This window comes from Thermococcus argininiproducens (genome assembly GCF_023746595.1).
GTDB classification, from domain to species: Archaea; Methanobacteriota_B; Thermococci; order Thermococcales; family Thermococcaceae; genus Thermococcus_A; species Thermococcus_A argininiproducens.
This window is the reverse complement of record NZ_CP080572.1, coordinates 653430-671330: the sequence shown is the minus strand read 5'-3', so window position 1 is coordinate 671330 and position 17901 is coordinate 653430. Positions and strand designations below refer to the sequence as shown.

Below are 17901 nucleotides of genomic sequence, written 5' to 3'. Positions count from 1 at the left end.
TTGGGTTTAAAAACCTACGGAAGCAAGTGCAAAAACAAGAATGTCAAACTTCCAGAAATCAGTGGAGTAAAAAGCCAACTTAATACTATACCACGAGCTAGCTCCCAATTAATAGGGTTACCTACGTAATGACCTAACCCTGTCACTCCTCCAATCACAGCCTGGCCAGAACTAACAGGAAGACCCAAAACGTTTGCAGTAGTCACGGCTATCGCAGAGCCAAATTGAGATGAAAAGGCCAATCGAGGATCAAGGGGAGTTAGCTTTTTACCAATACTCATAATTACCTCATAACTGAATGTTAATGCCCCAAAAGCCAGTGCTAGAGAAAGAATACCTTTAAAGAAACCATTAACACCTATAACCCCCATTAGCCCTACAACATTAGAGAGCTCATTTGCTCCTAAATTAAAAGCAGAAAATGCTGCACTCGTGAAAATAAGCCACTTATACATTACCTCAATAAGCTGGATTTGTTTTATTCCTTTGAACAGCCTTGTATAAATTTCATAAACAACAACTGCCACAAAAGCAGCTGCTAGGGGAGACAAGACCCAAGCAAAAACCACCCTGAGGAGAATTCCCCACTTCACTCTCAAATCAAATGCCAAAATTGCCCCTACTAACCCGCCAATAATTGATTGAGTAGTTGAGATGGGCAAACCTCTCATGCTCGAGACAGTAACAGCTGTGGCAGCACTAAAGAGAACTACTCCTATTGAATTAGTACTTAACTCCATACCCAACTCTCCAACAGTTGCAGAAACTCCTCTCCCCCCAAAAAACACGCCAAGAGTAGTGAATATTACAATAATTAGAATGGCTTTTTTAAATCCTAATAATCCAGAACCTACAGCAGTGCCAACTGCTTTTGCACTATCATTTACACCTATAGCCCATGCCATAAAAAGAGCTGGAAATATGACCCATTCCATTTTTCTCTCCCCTTGTTACATAACTATATAGAGTATATAGTCTATATAGAAACTTTCAATTATTTAAATTTTGTGGCAAAGCTCGGAAAAGTACCCATAAACGTGAAGTGACAAATAGAAAATGGCCCAATACCACAAAAAGAATGGAAAAATCACAGCATTTACTACTGCGCCTCCCTCCACCACCGTAGGAATAAGAGAAGTTAAAATTTCAAAGCCCATGAATAGAGTGAATAAGCTCCAGTTTTTAGTTAAAATAAGTACAACAGGAATCACTATATCCAAAAAAGCTATAAAATCTCCCAAAAGTAGGAAGCCCAGCTCTTTTTCAAACCCTCCCCCTAAGTGCTTCAAATCCCCAATAAACCATCTCTTTCGCTGTTTCCAGAGAACTTTAAGTGTTTTTGGCATTTTTGTATAGGCTTTTGCCTTTGGGGCATACACAACTTTTCCTAACTTTTTGATTTCCTTTGTAGTTGCATAATCTTCAACTTCACTATCAACAAAACCTCCAATTTTTTCTAAGGCATCCTTTCTAAAAGCCGATATTGGACCTGGAGCAACACTTAGATCCTCAAGTTCTTTGGCCCTTCTAAACATGGCTATCCTGAGATGTTCAACATCTTGAGCTCTATCAAGGAAAGAGCTTCCCAAAACTCGAACTTGACCACCAACTCCTACAATCTCCTTTGAATAGATACGTTCAATCAATCCTCTCAATGCATTTGGTGCCAATACAGTGTCTGCATCAGTGGTAACTATTATCTCTCCTCTGGCTTTTGAGAGACCAAAGTTCAGAGCTCTTGCTTTCCCCTCATGTTCCTTTTTGAAAACTCTAAGATTCGGATGAGAGACTAAGTTCGCCTTTTCAAAAGTACCATCTTCACTCCCATCATCAATGACAATTACCTCAAAATTCGGATAATCTTGAGAGAGAACTGACTTTATTGTCTCAACGATAGTCCTTTCCTCATTGTATGCTGGTATTAAAACACTAATAATGGGAAGATGCCCTCTAGTTTTATATGGGTTAAAAAGGCTGAGTAAATACTTTAAGAAGAAATAACCATCCCAAAGGAGTATTATTCCTAGGAGTATTTCAAGCAGCATGATTTAATTTCGAACTTTAATTTTTAACTTTTTCAATACTCATCACCGAAGAGTATCTAAAATACAAACCTTCAAAAGAAGTGAACTGCCCCGCCCTTATGGACGGGGCTTTGTGAGAGTTCATTCGGCGTCCCGTTGCCGGTAGCCTCACTCTCACGGGCCGGTTCACGCGGCCACTACCGACTATCCCTCCAACGAGGGAATCGCCGGCTACTTTCCGCAAAATGTTCAAAGCACCATTCACATCAGCATTAATTAAAACTCCAGTTGAAGACTGAAAGAGGCCTCTCTTCACCCTCTTCCCCCAATACTTTTCCTTCTTTTCCAAAGGCTCTAAAGCCAAGGCATCAACCTTACTCGTGTAAGCTTCATCAACTTCAATGAAGTTAATCCCGTAACGCTCGCACTTTGCCTTTAATTTTCGCTTGAAGAGGCCGTAAGGAATGAATTGGAAGTTCTGATTATTCACTTTCCCCAAGGAAATCCTCTGCTTCGCCTCTTCCAACTTTCCAATTACAATGCTTCCAATCTTATTCTCCAAGCAGTACTTGATGATGTAATTCACGGCTTGATTCATGAAATTATTCATCACGTTCTTTCTCTTCCTCAAAAGCCGAGCCATCCTTCTGCCGAATTTTACTCCTTGTTTGTCATATTGGCTTTGCAACTTGGCTTTTTTCTTATTCCACCACTGGTTAAAACTCTTCAACCACCGGCCTTCAACAACGAAGGCCGTCCCAGTGGTGGAGACACAAGTTGCAAAATTATCAACACCCAAATCAATAGCCAAGTACTTTGAGTAATCCAAACCCTTCTTTTCAGGCTCAACCTCGTAAACGTACTCAACCTCAAACCACAAGGCGTTATACTTTGGCAAAATGCGGATTTCCTTTATTCTATGCCCCTTGACATTCTTTGGGAGGGGGATTTCAAGGTGCATTACGCCAAACTTTTTGGCAAAGTTTCGCCCGAGGGTTAGGATGACTTTATCCTCTTTAACCTTGAAGGACTGGTAAGGGAAGATTAGGAGGAAATGCCCGTCTTTCGGTAAAAACTTTGGCGGGCGAATTGGCCTATTGTAGTTACCTTTCTTTCGCTCTTTTAATAGTCTGAAGAATGAGCGGTAGTTTCTCTCCACGATTTTCATGGTTTGCTGGGCCGCTTGACTTGGCAATAATTTGTACGGGATGCTGTTTTTGAGCAAGTGGTAGGCCCTAGCATAGGGTAGAAAAATTCCATTAAGTTCGTAGTGTTGTCTCGTCACGTACAAAGTGAGGTTGTACAAGTCTTTGGATAAGTGAGTTAGTATACGAAGAAGTTTGTAAGTCTTCTTGTCCACTCGGAGGTGATTCTTTTGCGTCAAGTACATTGGACTCACTCATTACTATGCAGCAGAGTAAAAAGTATTTAAGTCTTTCGGTGCCCACCTTTAGAGTGTCTACACTCTTCCCTCTCGGAAGGAGTCTTCCCAAAAAGATAAAAGCATGGCATCAAAAGTGAAGATGGTGGTGGTAGTGATAATCTCAAAACCATGTACAACAATGAAAGGAGTAATAGTACAACCCTACTCTTGGGAGAGAGAGGTTACAGTTGATCTGAAGAAAACTGCTGAATGTTTAAGAAATAATGGTTATGAGGTAAGGAGCGTTATTCCAAAAATGCTTGCCATAGCCGTCATTGATGGATATGAGACAAGCATATATCCAAGCGGTAAAATCATAGTAAAAGAGTTAACTGACATTGAAATGGGAAAAGAAATTGCAAAAAAGATAATTGAATGTGCTGGGCTTTCTGAACTTTTGGATGGATAAGATTAGGCATGAAGGGGTAGGGCCCCTTTAATTCTGCTTATGAGTTCTTCTTTCTTCTTTGAGTCCGCGAGAGCTATTTGAAGCACTTGGTCTATAGTCTCAACAGGAATTATTTCGATTCTTTCCGCTTTATCTGGACTTAGGAATACATCCTGCTCATTTGCCTTGGGTATTATAACCTGTTTTATGCCTGCTTCAATGGCCGCTTCTATTTTTGGAGTTACTCCTCCGACTGGGAGTACTTCACCTCTAACACTCAACGAACCCGTCATAGCAACATTTTGTTTTACTGGAATCTCTTCAAGGGTCGAGATGACAGCAGTTGCAACGCTTATACTCGCACTATCACCCTCAACTCCTTCATAAGTCTGCAGGAACTGGACGTGGATATCATACTTGCTTATATCTTCTCCCTTATAGCGCTTTATTATAGCCGAAACGTTTTGCACAGCTTCCTTTGCTATCTCACCCAGTTTCCCAGTAACAATTATCTTTCCTTCTTCTTTACTTGCTGCTGGTGCAACAGCAGCCTCAATCGGCAATACAATACCACTTTGCTCCCCTATAACTGCTAAACCGTTAACTCTACCTATTTCGCCACCTTCACTCTTAATTACCTGATATTCTTTCTTTCTCTCAATGTACCAATCAGCTAACTGTTTTTCGAGGGGTTTTGCAAGTTGAAGAGCCTTGAAAATGTGCTCTCTCGTTACGTATTTTGCACCTTCTCTAATAGCAATATCACCTGCAGCTCTTATAATTCCTCCGAGATCCCTAAGGCGAAGTGTAAGGTGCCCCTTTCTACCAGCTCTCTTTTGGGCCTCTCTAACTATCTCCTCAACAGCATCCTTTGTGAAGTGAGGGATCTTACCATCTTTTACGACTTCTTGAGCAACGAAGCGAACAAGCTTTCTTCTGTTCTCTATAGTGTCAGGCATTGTTGTTCTCATGTAAACTTCATAACCGTAACCTCTTATTCTTGAACGCAGGGCAGGATGCATCTTATCAACAGTGTCTAGGTTTCCAGCTGCTACAAGGATAAAATCGCATGGGACTGGTTCTGTCCTTACCATGGCCCCACTTGATAGCTCGCTTTGTCCTGTTATTGGCATCTTTTTTTCTTGCATCGCAGTGAGCAAGCTTTGTTGCATTTTTATACTTAAAGTTGCCACTTCATCTATAAAGAGAACTCCCTTGTTAGCCCTATGGATCATGCCTGGTTCAACACGTTCGTGGGCAGGGGTTCCAAGTCCACCTGATTGGAACGGGTCGTGTCTAACGTCTCCAAGCAAGGCACCCGCATGTGCTCCAGTCGCATCGACAAAGGGAGCCTTTCTTTTTCCACAGTTATCTATGAGGAGCTTAGGTACTAAAGCTTGATTTCTAAGCCTCATATTAGAAAGAGCCATTAATGAAACTATGAGTACAAATACTCCAAAGAGCAGAGTCTGGGCTGACCGATCCATAAGAACGGCTAGCATAACAACAAATAACACAAAAAGCAGGAGATACGACTTTATATTATCTTGTTCTTTTGCCTTCTGCCTATAACGTTCAACTATTTGTCTTCCTTGGCATGCAGGAACAGTCTTTATCTTTGGCATGTTCTCATCTTCAGGATTTGGAAAAACTAATACATCTTCTAAATTCTCTGTTGGCAAAAGTTCGGCCATTGCCTGACCAAGCATTGACTTTCCTGTTCCTGGCTCACCTATTAATAGAACATGTCTCTTTTGCTTTGCAGCAGTCTTAATAACCTCAACCGCATGCTCCTGACCAATTACCTGATCTATCAACTTTTCAGGGACAGTAATTTCTTCAGTAGTCTGGAATTCAAGGCCCAAATCCAGTTCCTCACCATATGAGCGTTCGTTTTTGATTTTATTAATTTCCTCGCTCAAAATACCTCACCTCTCTCAAATTACGGTTGCTTAAGTGAACTTATAAACTTTTTTTAAAGAAAACTACAAAGCGCAGAAAAGCTAAAATAATAGAAACCCAAAAAGCTACGGGGTGATGGAAATGAAAATAGAAGATCATATAGCTTTTACCGCGAACCATAAAAATTGGAAAGTTGGAGACAAATTACTAGCAATGGAAAGTCATGAGATAGCCCACTTTCTTGCAAGCATATCCAACACTGTAAACCTAAAAATTCCAGAGTATCTAACAGAGGTTATGAACGTTGCTGGAATAATGAGTCTGGCTGAGGAAATAGCAGAGAAAGAACTTTGGGAAATTCTAAAAACATTAAAATCTCCCGGAACCTCAAGAAAACTTAACCCTATGATATTTGAGGAAAATAAAAAACTTAAAAAACACCTACTTACCGTGGCAAAAGCTCTATTGACCAGGGAGACTCTTTTAAAGAAGCTTACCATCAATTATCCAGAGGATCCTATAACTGAGTTACGAACTACCCTTATCTACCATGATGAGCATGTGAACTTTACTGCCAAACATGGAAGCTGGATCGTTGTGAAAAGATTGATAATTGACAACAAAACACCTATGGCGGATATTGCGAGATTACTAAGCAGTATAAATGAAACCACTATCTCAAAGATCCCCATTTATGCAGAGATAAATATAAAGGGAATTAACGAGTGGTTTGCAGACATTAAAAAAGCCAAAAGCGAAACTGAGATAAAAACACTTGTTGATAAGTTCTTACACATACCTATAGAGAACTACGCTCCAAAAGAATTCCGAGAACATGCAAAAATCTATGCATTGAGAGTTGCCCTAGAAAAAGTTGGACTCACAATTGATATCCCACCGAAACCACTTGAAAAATACTTAGAAAAAAGTTAAAACGCATGATGAGGCCGAGGACACCCGAGCAATGCGATGAGGAGTCTTCGCTTCGCTGATTCCTTTCTTTTCTTCCCATTTCCAAAAAGCTTTTAATAATCCTCCGCTACAACCTCCGAGTGGTGATTAGAAATGATAAAGAGAGAAATAATATATACTGAGAAAGCTCCACAGCCAATCGGCCCATACAGCCAAGGAATTCTAGTGGAAAATCCAAGCAAGATACTCTTCGTATCAGGGCAAATTCCAATAAACCCCGAAACTGGAGAACTTATAAAAGGAGACATAAAGGAACAAGCAAAACAGGCAATAAAAAATCTCATAGCTGTTTTAGAGGCAGCAGGAGCTAAGGTAGAAGATGTTGCCAAGGTAAACGTTTATTTGGATGACATAAATGACTTTGGAGAGTTCAATAAAGTCTATGAAGAATACTTTGGGAAATCAAAACCAGCAAGAGCAGTAGTACAGGTAGCAAAGTTGCCTAAAAATGTTAAGATTGAGATAGAGGCAATAGCAATATTTGAATAAATTAGTTAGCTTTTTATCTTTTTACTACCTATTTTTTCTGATGTTCCATGTATAAGGGACTTGCAATCATATTCGGCTTTCTTTTCATCGGGGAAGGAATAACTGAAGTGCTTCATCTCCCTATACCAGGAAACGTTATTGGAATGATCCTACTAACATTTGCGCTCTTATTCAAGCTTGTTAAAATAGAAGACGTGGAAAAAGAAGCAGAGTTATTCATAAGAAACATGAGTGTGATGTTTATCCCGCCGGGAGTTGGGATAATCGCATATTGGGGCCTTATAAAAAGCCAAATACTTCCAATAACTACGACGCTTGTAATTAGCTTTCTTCTAACATTGATTTTAACAGCCAAGCTGGTAGAATACCTAAGTGGTGGTGAAAGATGAATACATTGGGTATCTTCATCACAATTGGGTCTTTCTACGCCTTTTCAAAAATATACGAAAGAAAAAAAGCATTCTATCTAAACCCCGTTTTACTCTCAATAATTACTATAGCACTCTTTTTACAATTTACCAGAATAAGCTATGAAAGTTATATGGAGAGTGCTCGCTTTTTAAGTTTCCTACTTGGACCAGCAGTTGTAAGCCTCGCAATTCCCCTCTATAAGCAGCGGAGTATAATTAAGACCTATTCAAGGCAAATATTTATTGGGGTTATTTTTGGTGGAACTCTAGCCATCCTCAGTGCTGTTTACCTTATAAAACTCCTTGGAGGGAGTGAAAACCTCCTCTTGAGTATAGCCCCCAAAAGTATCACAACTGCAATCGCAATAGGAGTTAGTGAGAAAATAGGAGGAATACCCCCATTAACAGCTGTTTTAGTAATATTAACTGGTATTCTTGGAAATGCAATAGGTGTTGAACTCCTGAACCTCTCTAAAGTGAGAGATAGAGTTGCACGAGGTCTCGCAATGGGAGTTTCATCTCATGGTCTCGGAACTGCCAGGATAATACTCGATGATGAACTTTCTGGGGCCGTTAGTGGGCTTGCTATGGCATTAAATGGAATTTTTACATCTCTAGTCCTTCCCTATCTCATCAAATTCATCAAGTAAGTACCCACTTATTCTGAGCTTATCATGATTATCCAAAAAGAGAACAAAATCTTCCTTTGCTATTCTATCCACAATTGGAGCATTTTCTACTAAAAATGCTATAATTTCAGCTGTTGTATAGGGTACTTTTATCCCAAGCTTATCTGCTTTTTTAAAAACTTCATCGGGAATTCTAAAAATGTCTTCTCCTTTTTTAACTTCAACCGTAACTTTAGAGTTTATCTGTTCCCATAGAAGCAGGGTATTTCTAGCCTTTTCAATTTTTTCCAAAGCACGTTTTTCGAGAATACTGATATTTGCCCTGCTTGTTCCTAAAACTTCAGCAATTTCGCTCTGTTTTAGTCCCTTAGCCCTCAAGCGTAATATCTTGATTTGCTGATCCGTGAGAAAGGTTCTCATTTTAAACACCATAGTTTAACACGACTTTGAAGGTTAAAAGATTTTTGATAATTTTTATACAAGATGACTAGACAAGAAAGAGTATTTCAAAACAAAACAATAATCGTATTGGTGGAAAATATCGATAGAAGATTTTGGTGGTCCCGCGGCCCGGATTTGAACCGGGGACCTGCGGATCTACAGTCCGCCGCCACTCCCAGGCTAGGCTACCGCGGGACCCTACAGCCCAGCCCTCAATCACTACTCATCTTGATGTAGTTTATAAATCTTTCTATGAATGCTCAGACAACCGAGTGATAATCATCCATCATCCAGTGCCGGTCTCATCATTGCATGATCTACCTCATCCTAAAAGGCGGGGAGGAGGTCAGCATACAGCATAGTAAAAACCATTTAAATTTTTTGGTACTCACTTTTAAAGCACTCGTATCCATACCTTAAATAAAGAGGTCTTCAAAGAAGGTATAACTTTATAAACAAACCATTGTGAAAACCTTTCGAGGCCTATGATAGCTGAAGTTCTAAGTTCAGCATTACTTATGATAATCATGATAGACCCCAGTGATAAGATACTCTTAGTTAGTTTACTTAGGGAAGATTTTCACATAGAGGACATAAAGCAACTCATATTAAGGGCAAACCTCATAGGATTTCTCCTCCTCATACTTTTCGCACTAGCTGGAAAAATAATACTGCAGGATGTGTTTCACATTGACCTAAACGCCCTTAGAGTGGCTGGAGGATTCGTGCTTTTCAAAATAGGTCTTGAGGCTTTAGAAGGTGGTGGAATGGTAACATTAAAGAAAGAGAAAAACATACTTGCCCTAGCAGCTGTTCCTGTAGCCACCCCATTAATAGCTGGTCCAGCTGCAATAACAACCGCAATAACACTAACGGCTGAATATGGAATAGGAGTTTCAGCGTTGGCCATTATGGTAGCAATCCTAAGCACTGTACTTTTAATGCTTGTGGCCCTGTACGCTATGGAAAATATCAGCAAAACAACCCTTGGGGTATTTATTAGAATAATAGGTCTTTTCACAATGGCAATTGGTGCCCAAATGATGGTTGAGGGTGTTGGAGGAATATTCCTCAAACTTATGAAATCAACAACTTTTTAACTTCCTTTTTGCTTCAATGGGTAGGTGGGACAAATGGTTGAAAGAATCCAGCGAGTTAAAGGAACGAGAGATTTACTCCCAGAAGATATGGTAAAACGTAGGTATGTATTCGAGAGAATAAGGGAAGTATTTGAGGCTTATGGATTTAAAGAAATACTTACGCCAACTTTTGAATACACAAAGCTCTTTGAGCTGAGAAGTGGAGAAGAAGTCGTCGAACAGCTTTATGCTTTTGAGGACAAAGGTGGAAGAAATCTTTCCCTTAGACCTGATTTAACATCCAGCGTTGCCAGATTATTTGTTAACTCCTTCCAAACTGCACCAAAGCCCATAAAGTGGTACTACATAGGAAACATGTTTCGATATGAAGAGCCTCAAAGTGGTCGCCTCAGAGAGTTCTGGCAAGCGGGAGTTGAACTTATAGGGTCACCAAACATAGAAGCAGATGCTGAAGTAATAGCGCTCCTTATAGAAAGCTACCTAAGTACCGGTTTGAAGGAATTTACTGTTAACATAGGAGACAGAATTCTCCTAGACGAGTTCGCTAAAATGCTTGGAGTAAAAGATGATATTGGGCTTATGCGACTGATTGACAAAAAAGATAAAATGGAAAAGGAAGAGTTTATAAAAGCACTCCAAGACTTTGGATTGAGTGAAGGTGGCATTAAAAAGGTTTTTGATTTAATAGAATTAAAGGGCAAACCTAATGATGTTCTACCAAAAGCATATGAACTTTTTACAAGTGAAATTGCGAAAGAAGAACTAAAAAAGATTGAGGAGCTTTTTGAGCTTTTAAAAGCCTATGGTGTCGAAAACTACGCCCTCATTGATTTTGGGATAGCTAGGGGATTCGACTACTACACCAGTATAGTTTTTGAAGCCATAGCCCCCAACGAGCTTGGAATAGGTTCAATTGGTGGGGGCGGAAGATACGACAATTTAATCGAGGTCTTTGGAGGCAAGCCAACACCAGCCACGGGTTTTGCCATAGGAATAGAACGCTTAATCCCAATACTCGAGAATAAAGGAATACTGCCCAAGTTTAAAGTTGGAAGTGATGTTTTCATTGCCTACGTGGGAAAAGACGTTGAAATAAAGAAAAAGGCCATAGAGATAACCCAGATGCTCAGAAGAGAAGGCATTAAAGCAGAGTATGACCTGCAAGGAAGAAAGCTTAGAAAGGCTCTTGATTACGCGAACAGTATAGGAGCAAAAGTTGCAATAATTCTAGGAAAAAGAGATTTAGCAGATGGGAAAGCTACAATAAGGAACATGGAAAGTGGAGAACAGAAACAAGTCCTCATAGAGAGAATTGTAGAAGAAGCAAAAGAGATTCTTGGATGATGAACAAACCCGTCGCTGAAATGTGATGAACGGATCGACTAACTGACTTTATTTCTTTTTTATTTCAAATTTATTCTTCTTTCTCTCAAAGCGCCATCTCTCTATTGCCTTTATGAACGGACAGCGTCTTCTCCATTCCTTTAAGAACCCTCTTACCATTTATACCACCGCAATAAAATTCAAAAAATAACTTAAAAAGAATTCTATGAAGAAGGATTCAAAGATGTGCTGTTTCAAGCAGTCTCTTAACAAGTTCAATTTCTTTTTTCAACTCTTGAAAAACATCTTCTCCTAAAGGGGTTATTTCATAATATTTTCTTGTCCTTCCCCCCACTTCCATCCATTCTCCTTTTATCAGATTATACTTCTCAAGAGTTTTCAGAATACCATAAAGAGTGCTCTCAGTGGGTACAAAGTTGCCATCGCTTAGTTCTTCCAGTGCTTTCCTTATTGCATAACCATGCATTTTGTCTTTTTTCAAAAGAGAGAGAATAAAATATGCATATATCCCAGTTCTTATTTCTTTCCTCAGCTTTGTGAGGGCCTTCTCTTTGGCATTACCAAACAATCCTGTCTTCCTCCCTTTCCTCTCTAACTTTTGGAAGCGCATAGTGAAGCAATAGGAGTGACACTAGTAGAAAGAGTACATAGGTTATCAAAAGAGTTATCCGAGATTGGGTGAGCTGATAATATGCAGCAAATGTATCCCCGATTCCATGAGCAATGCTCAGAACTAAAAGTGCCTTTCGCCCAAAGCCATTCTTATATGAATATGCTAGAACAATCGTTGTTCCCGCATGGAAAAGAGTAGCCAAGTAACGCTCTCCCAGTGAAAGCAAAGAAGTTGTGAGTTGAGGTGGTATTCCTCCAACAGTCATTAGCTGAACAACTTGTATAAGTGGGAGCAATATTGCCTCACCTAATCCAAACCCCACACCTATGAAAAGGGCATCACGTAAATATCTGTTCCTGCAGAAAATGTATTTCAATCCTTCTTGGAAGAACCCTGCAACAAATCCGAGCCATATAGCTACAATGATCACAAATGAGGTTCCCCTAGCCACAATGTCAGAATTTGATCTTATACTTGTCCCCAAGAAAGGAGCATTTTGAATCAAAGGTTGCACAAAGAGAGTTATTGCCACCAGTACAAAACCTAGCAATATCTCTGCCCCACCTATCTTTTTGAATCCAAGAAGGTAGAAGGTTAACAAGGCCAAGAATCCCCCAGCTATTGGAAAGAAAATTGCTATTCCCAAGGGGAGGCCGGACTTCTTAGCGTTTACAGCATCAATCCAAAGACCTGAAAGCTTGTATTCCCCATTAATTTCTCTAAACACTAACCTTAAAGTTACATTAGCCTTCTCAAATTCAAAGGCATAGTAACCCAGAATAAACCCCTTAACTTTTCCTTCCTTGACAAAGCTATATCGTTGAAGATTTCCATATTTTGAAATCAGGTCTTCTCTAAAGGCTTTGAAGTCATTTTCCTTAAAGGCACTTTTCATGGCATCATCAAGGTGAGGTTCTAAGAGTGAGTAATCTCCCGTTTTGAGGGCATTAAAAGTAGCTTCCGCAACATTATCGTACGGCCTTTCTGCTAAAGCAAGTGTGGCCAGGAGAATGATAAAAAACAATGTAAGTTTTTTCATGGGCACCACCATACCTCGAAGTTCGAGGTATTGTTAGAACTAAATATTTAAAAGAATTTCGTTTCGAAAAGAAGTGGTGAGCACATGCACGAAATTTACGAGAGAGAAGTTCTAGAAAAGTTAAGGGAAATTAAAGCTAAAAAAGTTCTTATCCAAACTCCAGAAGGTCTCAAAAGAGAGGCACAGATACTCGCGAGGTTTTTAGAAGAGAATGGAATAGAGACAATAATAAGTGGTGACATAAATTATGGATCATGTGACCCAGCCGATAGAGAAGCAAAACAATTAGGGTGTAACGCTCTAATCCACTTGGGTCACTCATATATGCAGCTGAATTTAGAGGTTCCAACTATTTTTATCCCAGCCTTTGCAAGAGTCGATATGGAAAAGGTTCTAAAAAAGAATCTCAGCGAGATTAAAAAGCTTGGGAGAAAAATAACTCTTGTAACAACAGTACAGCATATAAAAGATCTAAATTATGTCAAAGCCTTCCTAGAAAGAGAAGGTTTTAATGTCTTCTTGGGAAAAGGTGATGGGAGAGTGTCCTTTCTAGGACAGGTCATAGGATGTAATTTTTCTTCTGCTAAGGTAGATGAAGAGGTAGAAGGAATTCTATTTATAGGTGCTGGATATTTCCACCCAATAGGAGTAGCCTTAACGACTAAAAAACCCACCTTAGCCATAAATCCCTACAGCGGAGATGCAATATGGGTAAATGAAGAAGCAGAGAGAGTGATAAGGAAGAGATGGGCACAAATAACAAAAGCCTATGATGCCAAGAGATTCGGAGTGATTATAAGCACGAAAAAAGGCCAACTGAGAATTGGAGAAGCAAGAAGAATACTGGAACTCCTCAAAAAACATGGAAAAGAAGGGCAGCTTATAGCAATGAATCACATAAGTTATCCTGCCCTAGAAGGATTCGACTTCGATGCGTATGTTGTTGTAGCATGCCCAAGGGTTCCAATAGATGATGTAGAAAACTGGAGGAAACCAGTACTAACCCCAAAGGAACTAGAAATTTTGCTAGGGTTAAGAGAAGATTACGAATTTGATGAAATTTTGGGAGGAGAAAGAAGGAAAGATGAACCCTTGGGAATAAGCTTGAAGCTCCCAAAAGCTTTGTGACCTACCCCGCCACAAAGACAGGACTTCGTGAGAGTTCACTGCACCCTTACTCTCCCCGGCCGGACCATACAACCACTACCAGCTGTTTCCCTAACGGCAGAAATCGCTGACTGCCTCTTAAATGTATTGAATCACTCATTACTATTGGCAAGAGTGTTTAAATCTTTTGATGCTCACTTTGGAGTGATTACATCTCACTTTGAACGCCAAGGTTTTCGGAAAGAATATATAAATCAAAGCTCAAATTCTCTTCCATGAGTATCGTTGACACTGTGATTTATGCACTCCTTGTCATTGTTTATTATATGTTCTTAAAAACGGCCTTAGAAGTATTTACGTATAAAAAATTAAGGAATTATTCAATTTTGACTATCTCGATTCTCGGGGTTGTGGTTTCTCTCAAAATAGACTTGTTTTTGGGGATACTAGTGCTATTTATAATCCTCCTACGACCAATAAAATTAAACCTAAAAGAAGCCCTTGTTGTCGCGCTCACAGCAGAATTTGGATTTCTTCTTGGAGTGATTGTGATAATGTTTATATTAACAACCGCTGGCACTGTATTTGGGATAGAGGGGTTAGAGCTTAATATGACATGGGAAGAACTCTTCCACTACATAACAACTCATCCATAGGTGGTAGAATGAAAAAGAAACACCTTGCAATGATTCTCTCAAATCTTAAGGGTTTTAAGGACCCCAAGCCAGAACTGGAGCAATATAAAACCCCAGGGAATGTTGCAAGTGAACTTCTTTGGTTAGCTTCCACACTAGGGGAGGTTAAAGACAAAGTTATAGCTGATTTAGGAGCCGGAACAGGAGTTTTGAGTATAGGAGCAAGTTTAATGGGCGCAAAAAAGGTCTATGCAATAGATAAAGATGGAAATGCTTTAAAAATAGCTATAGAAAATGCTAAAACTCTTGGGATTACAAATATAAACTTCATTGAAAGTGATGTTAGTGACTTCAATGTTAAGGTGGATACCGTGATAATGAACCCCCCTTTTGGAAGCCAAAACCCAAAAGCAGACAGACCATTTCTTTTAAAGGCTTTTGAGATTAGTAATGTTGTGTATTCTATCCACTTAGCAAAATCTGAGGTAAGAAGATTTATAGAAGCCTTCATAAGAGACAACGAATTCAAAATAACTCATCGCATGACCTTGCCTTTTGAGATTCCGGCTCAATTTTTCTTCCATAAAAAGAAGCTTGAGAGAATTCTAGTTGACATATATCGTTTTGAGAGGGATGAAGATGGGAAAACTTAAACTGAGCGACAGGCAGCTATATGCACTCATTGAAGCAATTAAGCTTGGTGAAGAGGTAAAGCCAAGCCAACAAGCAAAGAGAAAGGCCTTTGCAAAGTATAAGATTAATGGGTGGGAAAACTCAAAGTTAACCGGAGTATTTTACTTTTTTCTCCTGAAAGCCTCGCCCTTTGGAGCGGGGATGCGGGAATTCTAAAGCAAGCCTTTGAGCAGGAAAGCGTTACTTTTTTAAAGCCTAAAAATTATACTATAATTTGATATGAAGAGGACAGTAACACTAAAACTCCAACCTTCAAAAGAGCAAGAAAAGATTTTGTTCGAGCTAGCTGACCTTGGAGCTAAAGTTTGGAATGAGGTGAACTACTTGAGAAGACAACAATTCTTTAACCACGAGCTAGTGGACTTTAACAAGACTGAGAAAATCGTTTACGAGAAGTACAAGCGTGAAATCGGCTCTGCAACAGTTCAACAAATAGCAAGAAAGAATGCTGAAGCTTGGCGGGACTTCTTCTCGCAAATTAGAATGAAGAAGAATAAAGAACTCCCCAAGTGGTTAAAACCAAAACCTCCAGGCTATAAAAGGGAGGGGAAGCCACTCATAATCCTCAGAAAAGACCAGTATAAAATTGAAGGGAACAAATTAATCCTCCAAGGCCTTGGAAAATTCAAAAGGCTTGAAGTTCAATTCAAGGGGAGAATTCACTTGAAGGGCAAGCAAGGGCGTTTAGAAATAATTTACAATGAGGTAAAGGGGAAATGGTACGCTCATGTTTCAATTTCAAAGGTTGAGGAAAAGTTAACTGAAAACGGTTGGGTCAAACTTCCAAGAAAACCGTTAAGCAATTTAACTGCTGGCATTGACTTGGGAGTGAACAACTTAATGGCCGTTTACCTTGAGAACGGTGAATCATTCTTAGTTAATGGGAGGCCGCTCAAGAGTATTGCTTTCTACTGGCAAAAGCGGATTGCTGAGTATCAATCTAAAATCAACAAGAGCGGAGCCAAAAGAAGCAGAAAACTTAGAAGAATGTATGAAAAAGCAAAACTTCAAGCAAAACACTACATCAACACTATAGTAAGGCAAACTGTTGAGAAACTCTATCAATTAGGCATTAGTAGAATAATCGTGGGTTATCCAAAGGGAATTGCAAGGAATTCTGAGAAGGGTAAAAAGCAGAATTTCATCCTTTCCCACGTTTGGCGGTTCAATAGCGTTATCAAACGCTTGAAGGAAGTCTCGGAAGAGTTTGGTATTCAAGTCTTGCTTGTTGATGAGGCTTTCACTTCAAAGCTTTGCCCCTTCTGCGGGAAGCCCCATGAAGGGGCCAGATTTATTCGTGGCTTGTTTAAGTGTCCCGTGGAAGGGCTTGTCCTAAACGCTGATTTGGTTGGGGCTTTTAATATTTTGAGGAGGGTTGTTGAAAAGATAACCCCGAGCCTGCCGGGTTTAACGGCGGGTAGGGGTAATTGGGGGAAGGCCCTCCCAGAGGGGTCGAAGACCCGCTTTATGTTGGGTTTGAATGAAACCCCTCAAACCTCCCCACCTTAAAAAACGGGGAGGAGGTCAGTCTATCCAGCGTAGACTTGGAGTTATAGATGAAATTATCGAAGAACTTGTAGGGACTTCTCCTCTTATCTTAGACCCATGGCTGAGGGCAACACTTAGAGTTGCTATAGAAGTCGCTATTTTTAGGGATCCTAATGAAAAAACACGAGGCCATTTAAAGGGCCTAGCACAGTTTCTTTCTAAGAGAACACATCCATATGTGGGTTATTATTACTATGATCTCCTTCCAAAAATTTTAAACTACATCCCCAAGCTCGATAGCAAAGAAAAAAAGCTCAAATGGGAATATCTATTCCCCGAATGGTTCATAAGGAGAATGAGAAGCCTTATTGGAGAGGAGACTGAAGACCTTCTTAAAGCACTCAATGACAGCCTCCCAATGAGCATAAGGATCAACCTTCTCAAAACAAACCTGAAAGAGGTAGAAGAATATCTTAAAAGCAAAAATATTCGTTTTGAGAGAAGCAAACTAGTTAAGACTGTGTTGAGACTCTCAGATGCTTTTAATCCAGAATGGCTCTTTAACAAAGGATTTGCCCTACCTCAAGAGGAGGCCTCTGCAATGGCTTCCCTAATTCTAGCCCCAAAACCCGGAGATGTTGTTGTAGATCTAGCAGCAGCCCCCGGTGGTAAAACTGCCCACATGGCAGAGATCATGATGAACAAGGGCATGATCTATGCCTTTGATATTGAAAAACAAAGAATAAAACGTATGAAGGAGGTATTAAAGAGAGCAGGTGTTGAAATTACAAAAATTATTAAAGCTGATGGAAGAAAAGCCCCCGAAATTCTAGGAAAAGAGATAGCTGATAAAGTCCTTCTCGATGCTCCCTGCACAAGTGACGGAACTATAGCAAAAAACCCTGAACTTAGATGGCGTTTAAGAGAGAAGAATATCCCAAAGGTAGTATCCACCCAAAAAGAACTCCTTGAAAGTGCATGGGAACTTTTAAAACCTGGAGGTAGACTTTTGTACTCAACATGTTCAATGCTGAGGGAGGAGAATGAGGAAGTCATAGCATGGTTCCTCAAACGCCATAGTGAGGCAAAGCTGGTTCCTTTAAACGGGCCCTACGATGAAGGTTTTCTTCCTAGCACTATGAGAGCATGGCCTCACAAACACAAAACCATCGGCTTTTTCTATGCTCTAATAGAAAAAGAATGA

At 39.8% G+C, this 17901-nt stretch carries 19 protein-coding genes, 1 tRNA gene and 1 pseudogene; 13 read left to right on the top strand and 8 right to left on the bottom strand.

Annotation, left to right across the window (positions count from 1 at the left end):
• Positions 1 to 14: 14 nt before the first annotated feature.
• The 3 genes from K1720_RS03550 to K1720_RS03540 form a co-directional block, all read right to left on the bottom strand.
• Positions 15 to 935 (bottom strand): inorganic phosphate transporter, encoded by a 921-nt coding sequence (locus K1720_RS03550; protein WP_251949982.1) that lies wholly within the window; start codon positions 933 to 935, stop codon positions 15 to 17.
• Positions 936 to 998: 63 nt separating this feature from the next.
• Complete coding sequence (locus K1720_RS03545; RefSeq protein WP_251949980.1) at positions 999 to 2045, bottom strand: glycosyltransferase family 2 protein; 1047 nt, start codon at positions 2043 to 2045, stop codon at positions 999 to 1001.
• A gap of 16 nt (positions 2046 to 2061) precedes the next feature.
• Positions 2062 to 3414, bottom strand: coding sequence for an RNA-guided endonuclease InsQ/TnpB family protein (locus K1720_RS03540; protein WP_251950481.1), 1353 nt, complete (start codon positions 3412 to 3414; stop codon positions 2062 to 2064).
• A 136-nt stretch (positions 3415 to 3550) separates the two neighbouring features.
• Between K1720_RS03540 and K1720_RS03535 the strand changes: the two genes are divergently transcribed.
• A complete protein-coding gene (locus tag K1720_RS03535; protein ID WP_341480974.1) occupies positions 3551 to 3856 on the top strand; it encodes a hypothetical protein in 306 nt (101 codons plus the stop codon).
• Positions 3857 to 3858: 2 nt separating this feature from the next.
• On the opposite strand, the gene lonB is transcribed toward K1720_RS03535, so the two are convergent.
• Positions 3859 to 5757 carry an ATP-dependent protease LonB gene (gene lonB / locus K1720_RS03530; protein ID WP_251949978.1) on the bottom strand — a complete coding sequence of 633 codons (1899 nt, stop codon included), beginning with the start codon at positions 5755 to 5757 and terminating at the stop codon, positions 3859 to 3861.
• 121 nt (positions 5758 to 5878) lie between these two features.
• On the opposite strand from lonB, the gene K1720_RS03525 reads away from it, so the two are divergent.
• The 4 genes from K1720_RS03525 (at position 5879) to K1720_RS03510 (ending at position 8258) form a co-directional block, all read left to right on the top strand.
• Positions 5879 to 6670: a DUF2666 family protein gene (locus tag K1720_RS03525; protein ID WP_251949976.1), complete on the top strand. Its 792-nt coding sequence runs from the start codon at positions 5879 to 5881 to the stop codon at positions 6668 to 6670.
• Between the two features lie 132 nt (positions 6671 to 6802).
• Positions 6803 to 7198 (top strand): RidA family protein, encoded by a 396-nt coding sequence (locus K1720_RS03520; protein ID WP_251949974.1) that lies wholly within the window; start codon positions 6803 to 6805, stop codon positions 7196 to 7198.
• A gap of 47 nt (positions 7199 to 7245) precedes the next feature.
• Positions 7246 to 7587 (top strand): CidA/LrgA family protein, encoded by a 342-nt coding sequence (locus K1720_RS03515; protein ID WP_055280863.1) that lies wholly within the window; start codon positions 7246 to 7248, stop codon positions 7585 to 7587.
• Entirely contained in the window at positions 7584 to 8258 is a 675-nt protein-coding gene (locus K1720_RS03510; protein WP_251949972.1) for a CidB/LrgB family autolysis modulator, read from the top strand. The genes K1720_RS03515 and K1720_RS03510 overlap by 4 nt, the downstream gene beginning before the upstream one ends.
• On the opposite strand, the gene enfR is transcribed toward K1720_RS03510, so the two are convergent.
• Together enfR and K1720_RS03500 are read right to left on the bottom strand one after the other, a co-directional pair.
• On the bottom strand, positions 8223 to 8657 hold the full coding sequence (gene enfR / locus K1720_RS03505; RefSeq protein ID WP_055280865.1) for a transcriptional factor EnfR: 435 nt from the start codon (positions 8655 to 8657) through the stop codon (positions 8223 to 8225). The genes K1720_RS03510 and enfR overlap by 36 nt on opposite strands.
• A 138-nt stretch (positions 8658 to 8795) precedes the next feature.
• Positions 8796 to 8873: transfer RNA gene (locus K1720_RS03500), tRNA-Tyr, on the bottom strand.
• A 290-nt stretch (positions 8874 to 9163) separates the two neighbouring features.
• Here K1720_RS03500 and K1720_RS03495 point away from each other — a divergent pair.
• Positions 9164 to 9778, top strand: a complete 615-nt coding sequence (locus K1720_RS03495; protein ID WP_251949970.1) for a MarC family protein — start codon at positions 9164 to 9166, stop codon at positions 9776 to 9778.
• A gap of 33 nt (positions 9779 to 9811) precedes the next feature.
• Positions 9812 to 11122: a histidine--tRNA ligase gene (gene hisS / locus K1720_RS03490; protein ID WP_251949968.1), complete on the top strand. Its 1311-nt coding sequence runs from the start codon at positions 9812 to 9814 to the stop codon at positions 11120 to 11122.
• Between the two features lie 217 nt (positions 11123 to 11339).
• Here hisS and K1720_RS03485 read toward each other — a convergent pair whose 3' ends face one another.
• Together K1720_RS03485 and K1720_RS03480 are read right to left on the bottom strand one after the other, a co-directional pair.
• On the bottom strand, positions 11340 to 11690 hold the full coding sequence (locus K1720_RS03485; RefSeq protein WP_251949966.1) for a PadR family transcriptional regulator: 351 nt from the start codon (positions 11688 to 11690) through the stop codon (positions 11340 to 11342).
• Positions 11680 to 12774 carry a potassium transporter KefA gene (locus K1720_RS03480; RefSeq protein ID WP_251949964.1) on the bottom strand — a complete coding sequence of 365 codons (1095 nt, stop codon included), beginning with the start codon at positions 12772 to 12774 and terminating at the stop codon, positions 11680 to 11682. Before K1720_RS03480 ends, K1720_RS03485 begins: the two co-directional genes overlap by 11 nt.
• 84 nt (positions 12775 to 12858) lie before the next feature.
• Between K1720_RS03480 and dph2 the strand changes: the two genes are divergently transcribed.
• From dph2 to K1720_RS03450, 6 genes and pseudogenes are all read left to right on the top strand, one after another.
• On the top strand, positions 12859 to 13902 hold the full coding sequence (dph2, locus tag K1720_RS03475; protein ID WP_251949962.1) for a diphthamide biosynthesis enzyme Dph2: 1044 nt from the start codon (positions 12859 to 12861) through the stop codon (positions 13900 to 13902).
• Positions 13903 to 14156: 254 nt separating this feature from the next.
• Positions 14157 to 14537 carry a hypothetical protein gene (locus K1720_RS03470; protein ID WP_251949960.1) on the top strand — a complete coding sequence of 127 codons (381 nt, stop codon included), beginning with the start codon at positions 14157 to 14159 and terminating at the stop codon, positions 14535 to 14537.
• 8 nt (positions 14538 to 14545) lie between these two features.
• Complete coding sequence (locus K1720_RS03465; protein WP_251949958.1) at positions 14546 to 15169, top strand: METTL5 family protein; 624 nt, start codon at positions 14546 to 14548, stop codon at positions 15167 to 15169.
• Positions 15156 to 15314: pseudogene (locus tag K1720_RS03460) on the top strand (RsmB/NOP family class I SAM-dependent RNA methyltransferase); the annotation flags it as partial. The gene K1720_RS03465 and the pseudogene K1720_RS03460, both read left to right, overlap by 14 nt.
• A 114-nt stretch (positions 15315 to 15428) precedes the next feature.
• A complete protein-coding gene (locus K1720_RS03455) occupies positions 15429 to 16718 on the top strand; it encodes an RNA-guided endonuclease InsQ/TnpB family protein (protein WP_251949954.1) in 1290 nt (429 codons plus the stop codon).
• Positions 16690 to 17901, top strand: coding sequence for an RsmB/NOP family class I SAM-dependent RNA methyltransferase (locus tag K1720_RS03450; protein ID WP_251949952.1), 1212 nt, complete (start codon positions 16690 to 16692; stop codon positions 17899 to 17901). Before K1720_RS03455 ends, K1720_RS03450 begins: the two co-directional genes overlap by 29 nt.

Bases quoted from the DNA above. Each gene is read 5' to 3' on its own strand.
- dph2 (WP_251949962.1), top strand. From the start codon at position 12,859: ATGCACGAAATTTACGAGAGAGAAGTTCTAGAAAAGTTAAGGGAAATT.
- K1720_RS03540 (WP_251950481.1), bottom strand. From the start codon at position 3,414: ATGTACTTGACGCAAAAGAATCACCTCCGAGTGGACAAGAAGACTTAC.
- enfR (WP_055280865.1), bottom strand. From the start codon at position 8,657: ATGAGAACCTTTCTCACGGATCAGCAAATCAAGATATTACGCTTGAGG.
- K1720_RS03510 (WP_251949972.1), top strand. From the start codon at position 7,584: ATGAATACATTGGGTATCTTCATCACAATTGGGTCTTTCTACGCCTTT.
- K1720_RS03455 (WP_251949954.1), top strand. From the start codon at position 15,429: ATGAAGAGGACAGTAACACTAAAACTCCAACCTTCAAAAGAGCAAGAA.
- hisS (WP_251949968.1), top strand. From the start codon at position 9,812: ATGGTTGAAAGAATCCAGCGAGTTAAAGGAACGAGAGATTTACTCCCA.
- K1720_RS03550 (WP_251949982.1), bottom strand. From the start codon at position 935: ATGGAATGGGTCATATTTCCAGCTCTTTTTATGGCATGGGCTATAGGT.
- K1720_RS03525 (WP_251949976.1), top strand. From the start codon at position 5,879: ATGAAAATAGAAGATCATATAGCTTTTACCGCGAACCATAAAAATTGG.
- K1720_RS03515 (WP_055280863.1), top strand. From the start codon at position 7,246: ATGTATAAGGGACTTGCAATCATATTCGGCTTTCTTTTCATCGGGGAA.
- K1720_RS03520 (WP_251949974.1), top strand. From the start codon at position 6,803: ATGATAAAGAGAGAAATAATATATACTGAGAAAGCTCCACAGCCAATC.
- K1720_RS03470 (WP_251949960.1), top strand. From the start codon at position 14,157: ATGAGTATCGTTGACACTGTGATTTATGCACTCCTTGTCATTGTTTAT.
- K1720_RS03480 (WP_251949964.1), bottom strand. From the start codon at position 12,774: ATGAAAAAACTTACATTGTTTTTTATCATTCTCCTGGCCACACTTGCT.
- K1720_RS03545 (WP_251949980.1), bottom strand. From the start codon at position 2,045: ATGCTGCTTGAAATACTCCTAGGAATAATACTCCTTTGGGATGGTTAT.
- K1720_RS03495 (WP_251949970.1), top strand. From the start codon at position 9,164: ATGATAGCTGAAGTTCTAAGTTCAGCATTACTTATGATAATCATGATA.
- K1720_RS03465 (WP_251949958.1), top strand. From the start codon at position 14,546: ATGAAAAAGAAACACCTTGCAATGATTCTCTCAAATCTTAAGGGTTTT.
- K1720_RS03450 (WP_251949952.1), top strand. From the start codon at position 16,690: ATGAAACCCCTCAAACCTCCCCACCTTAAAAAACGGGGAGGAGGTCAG.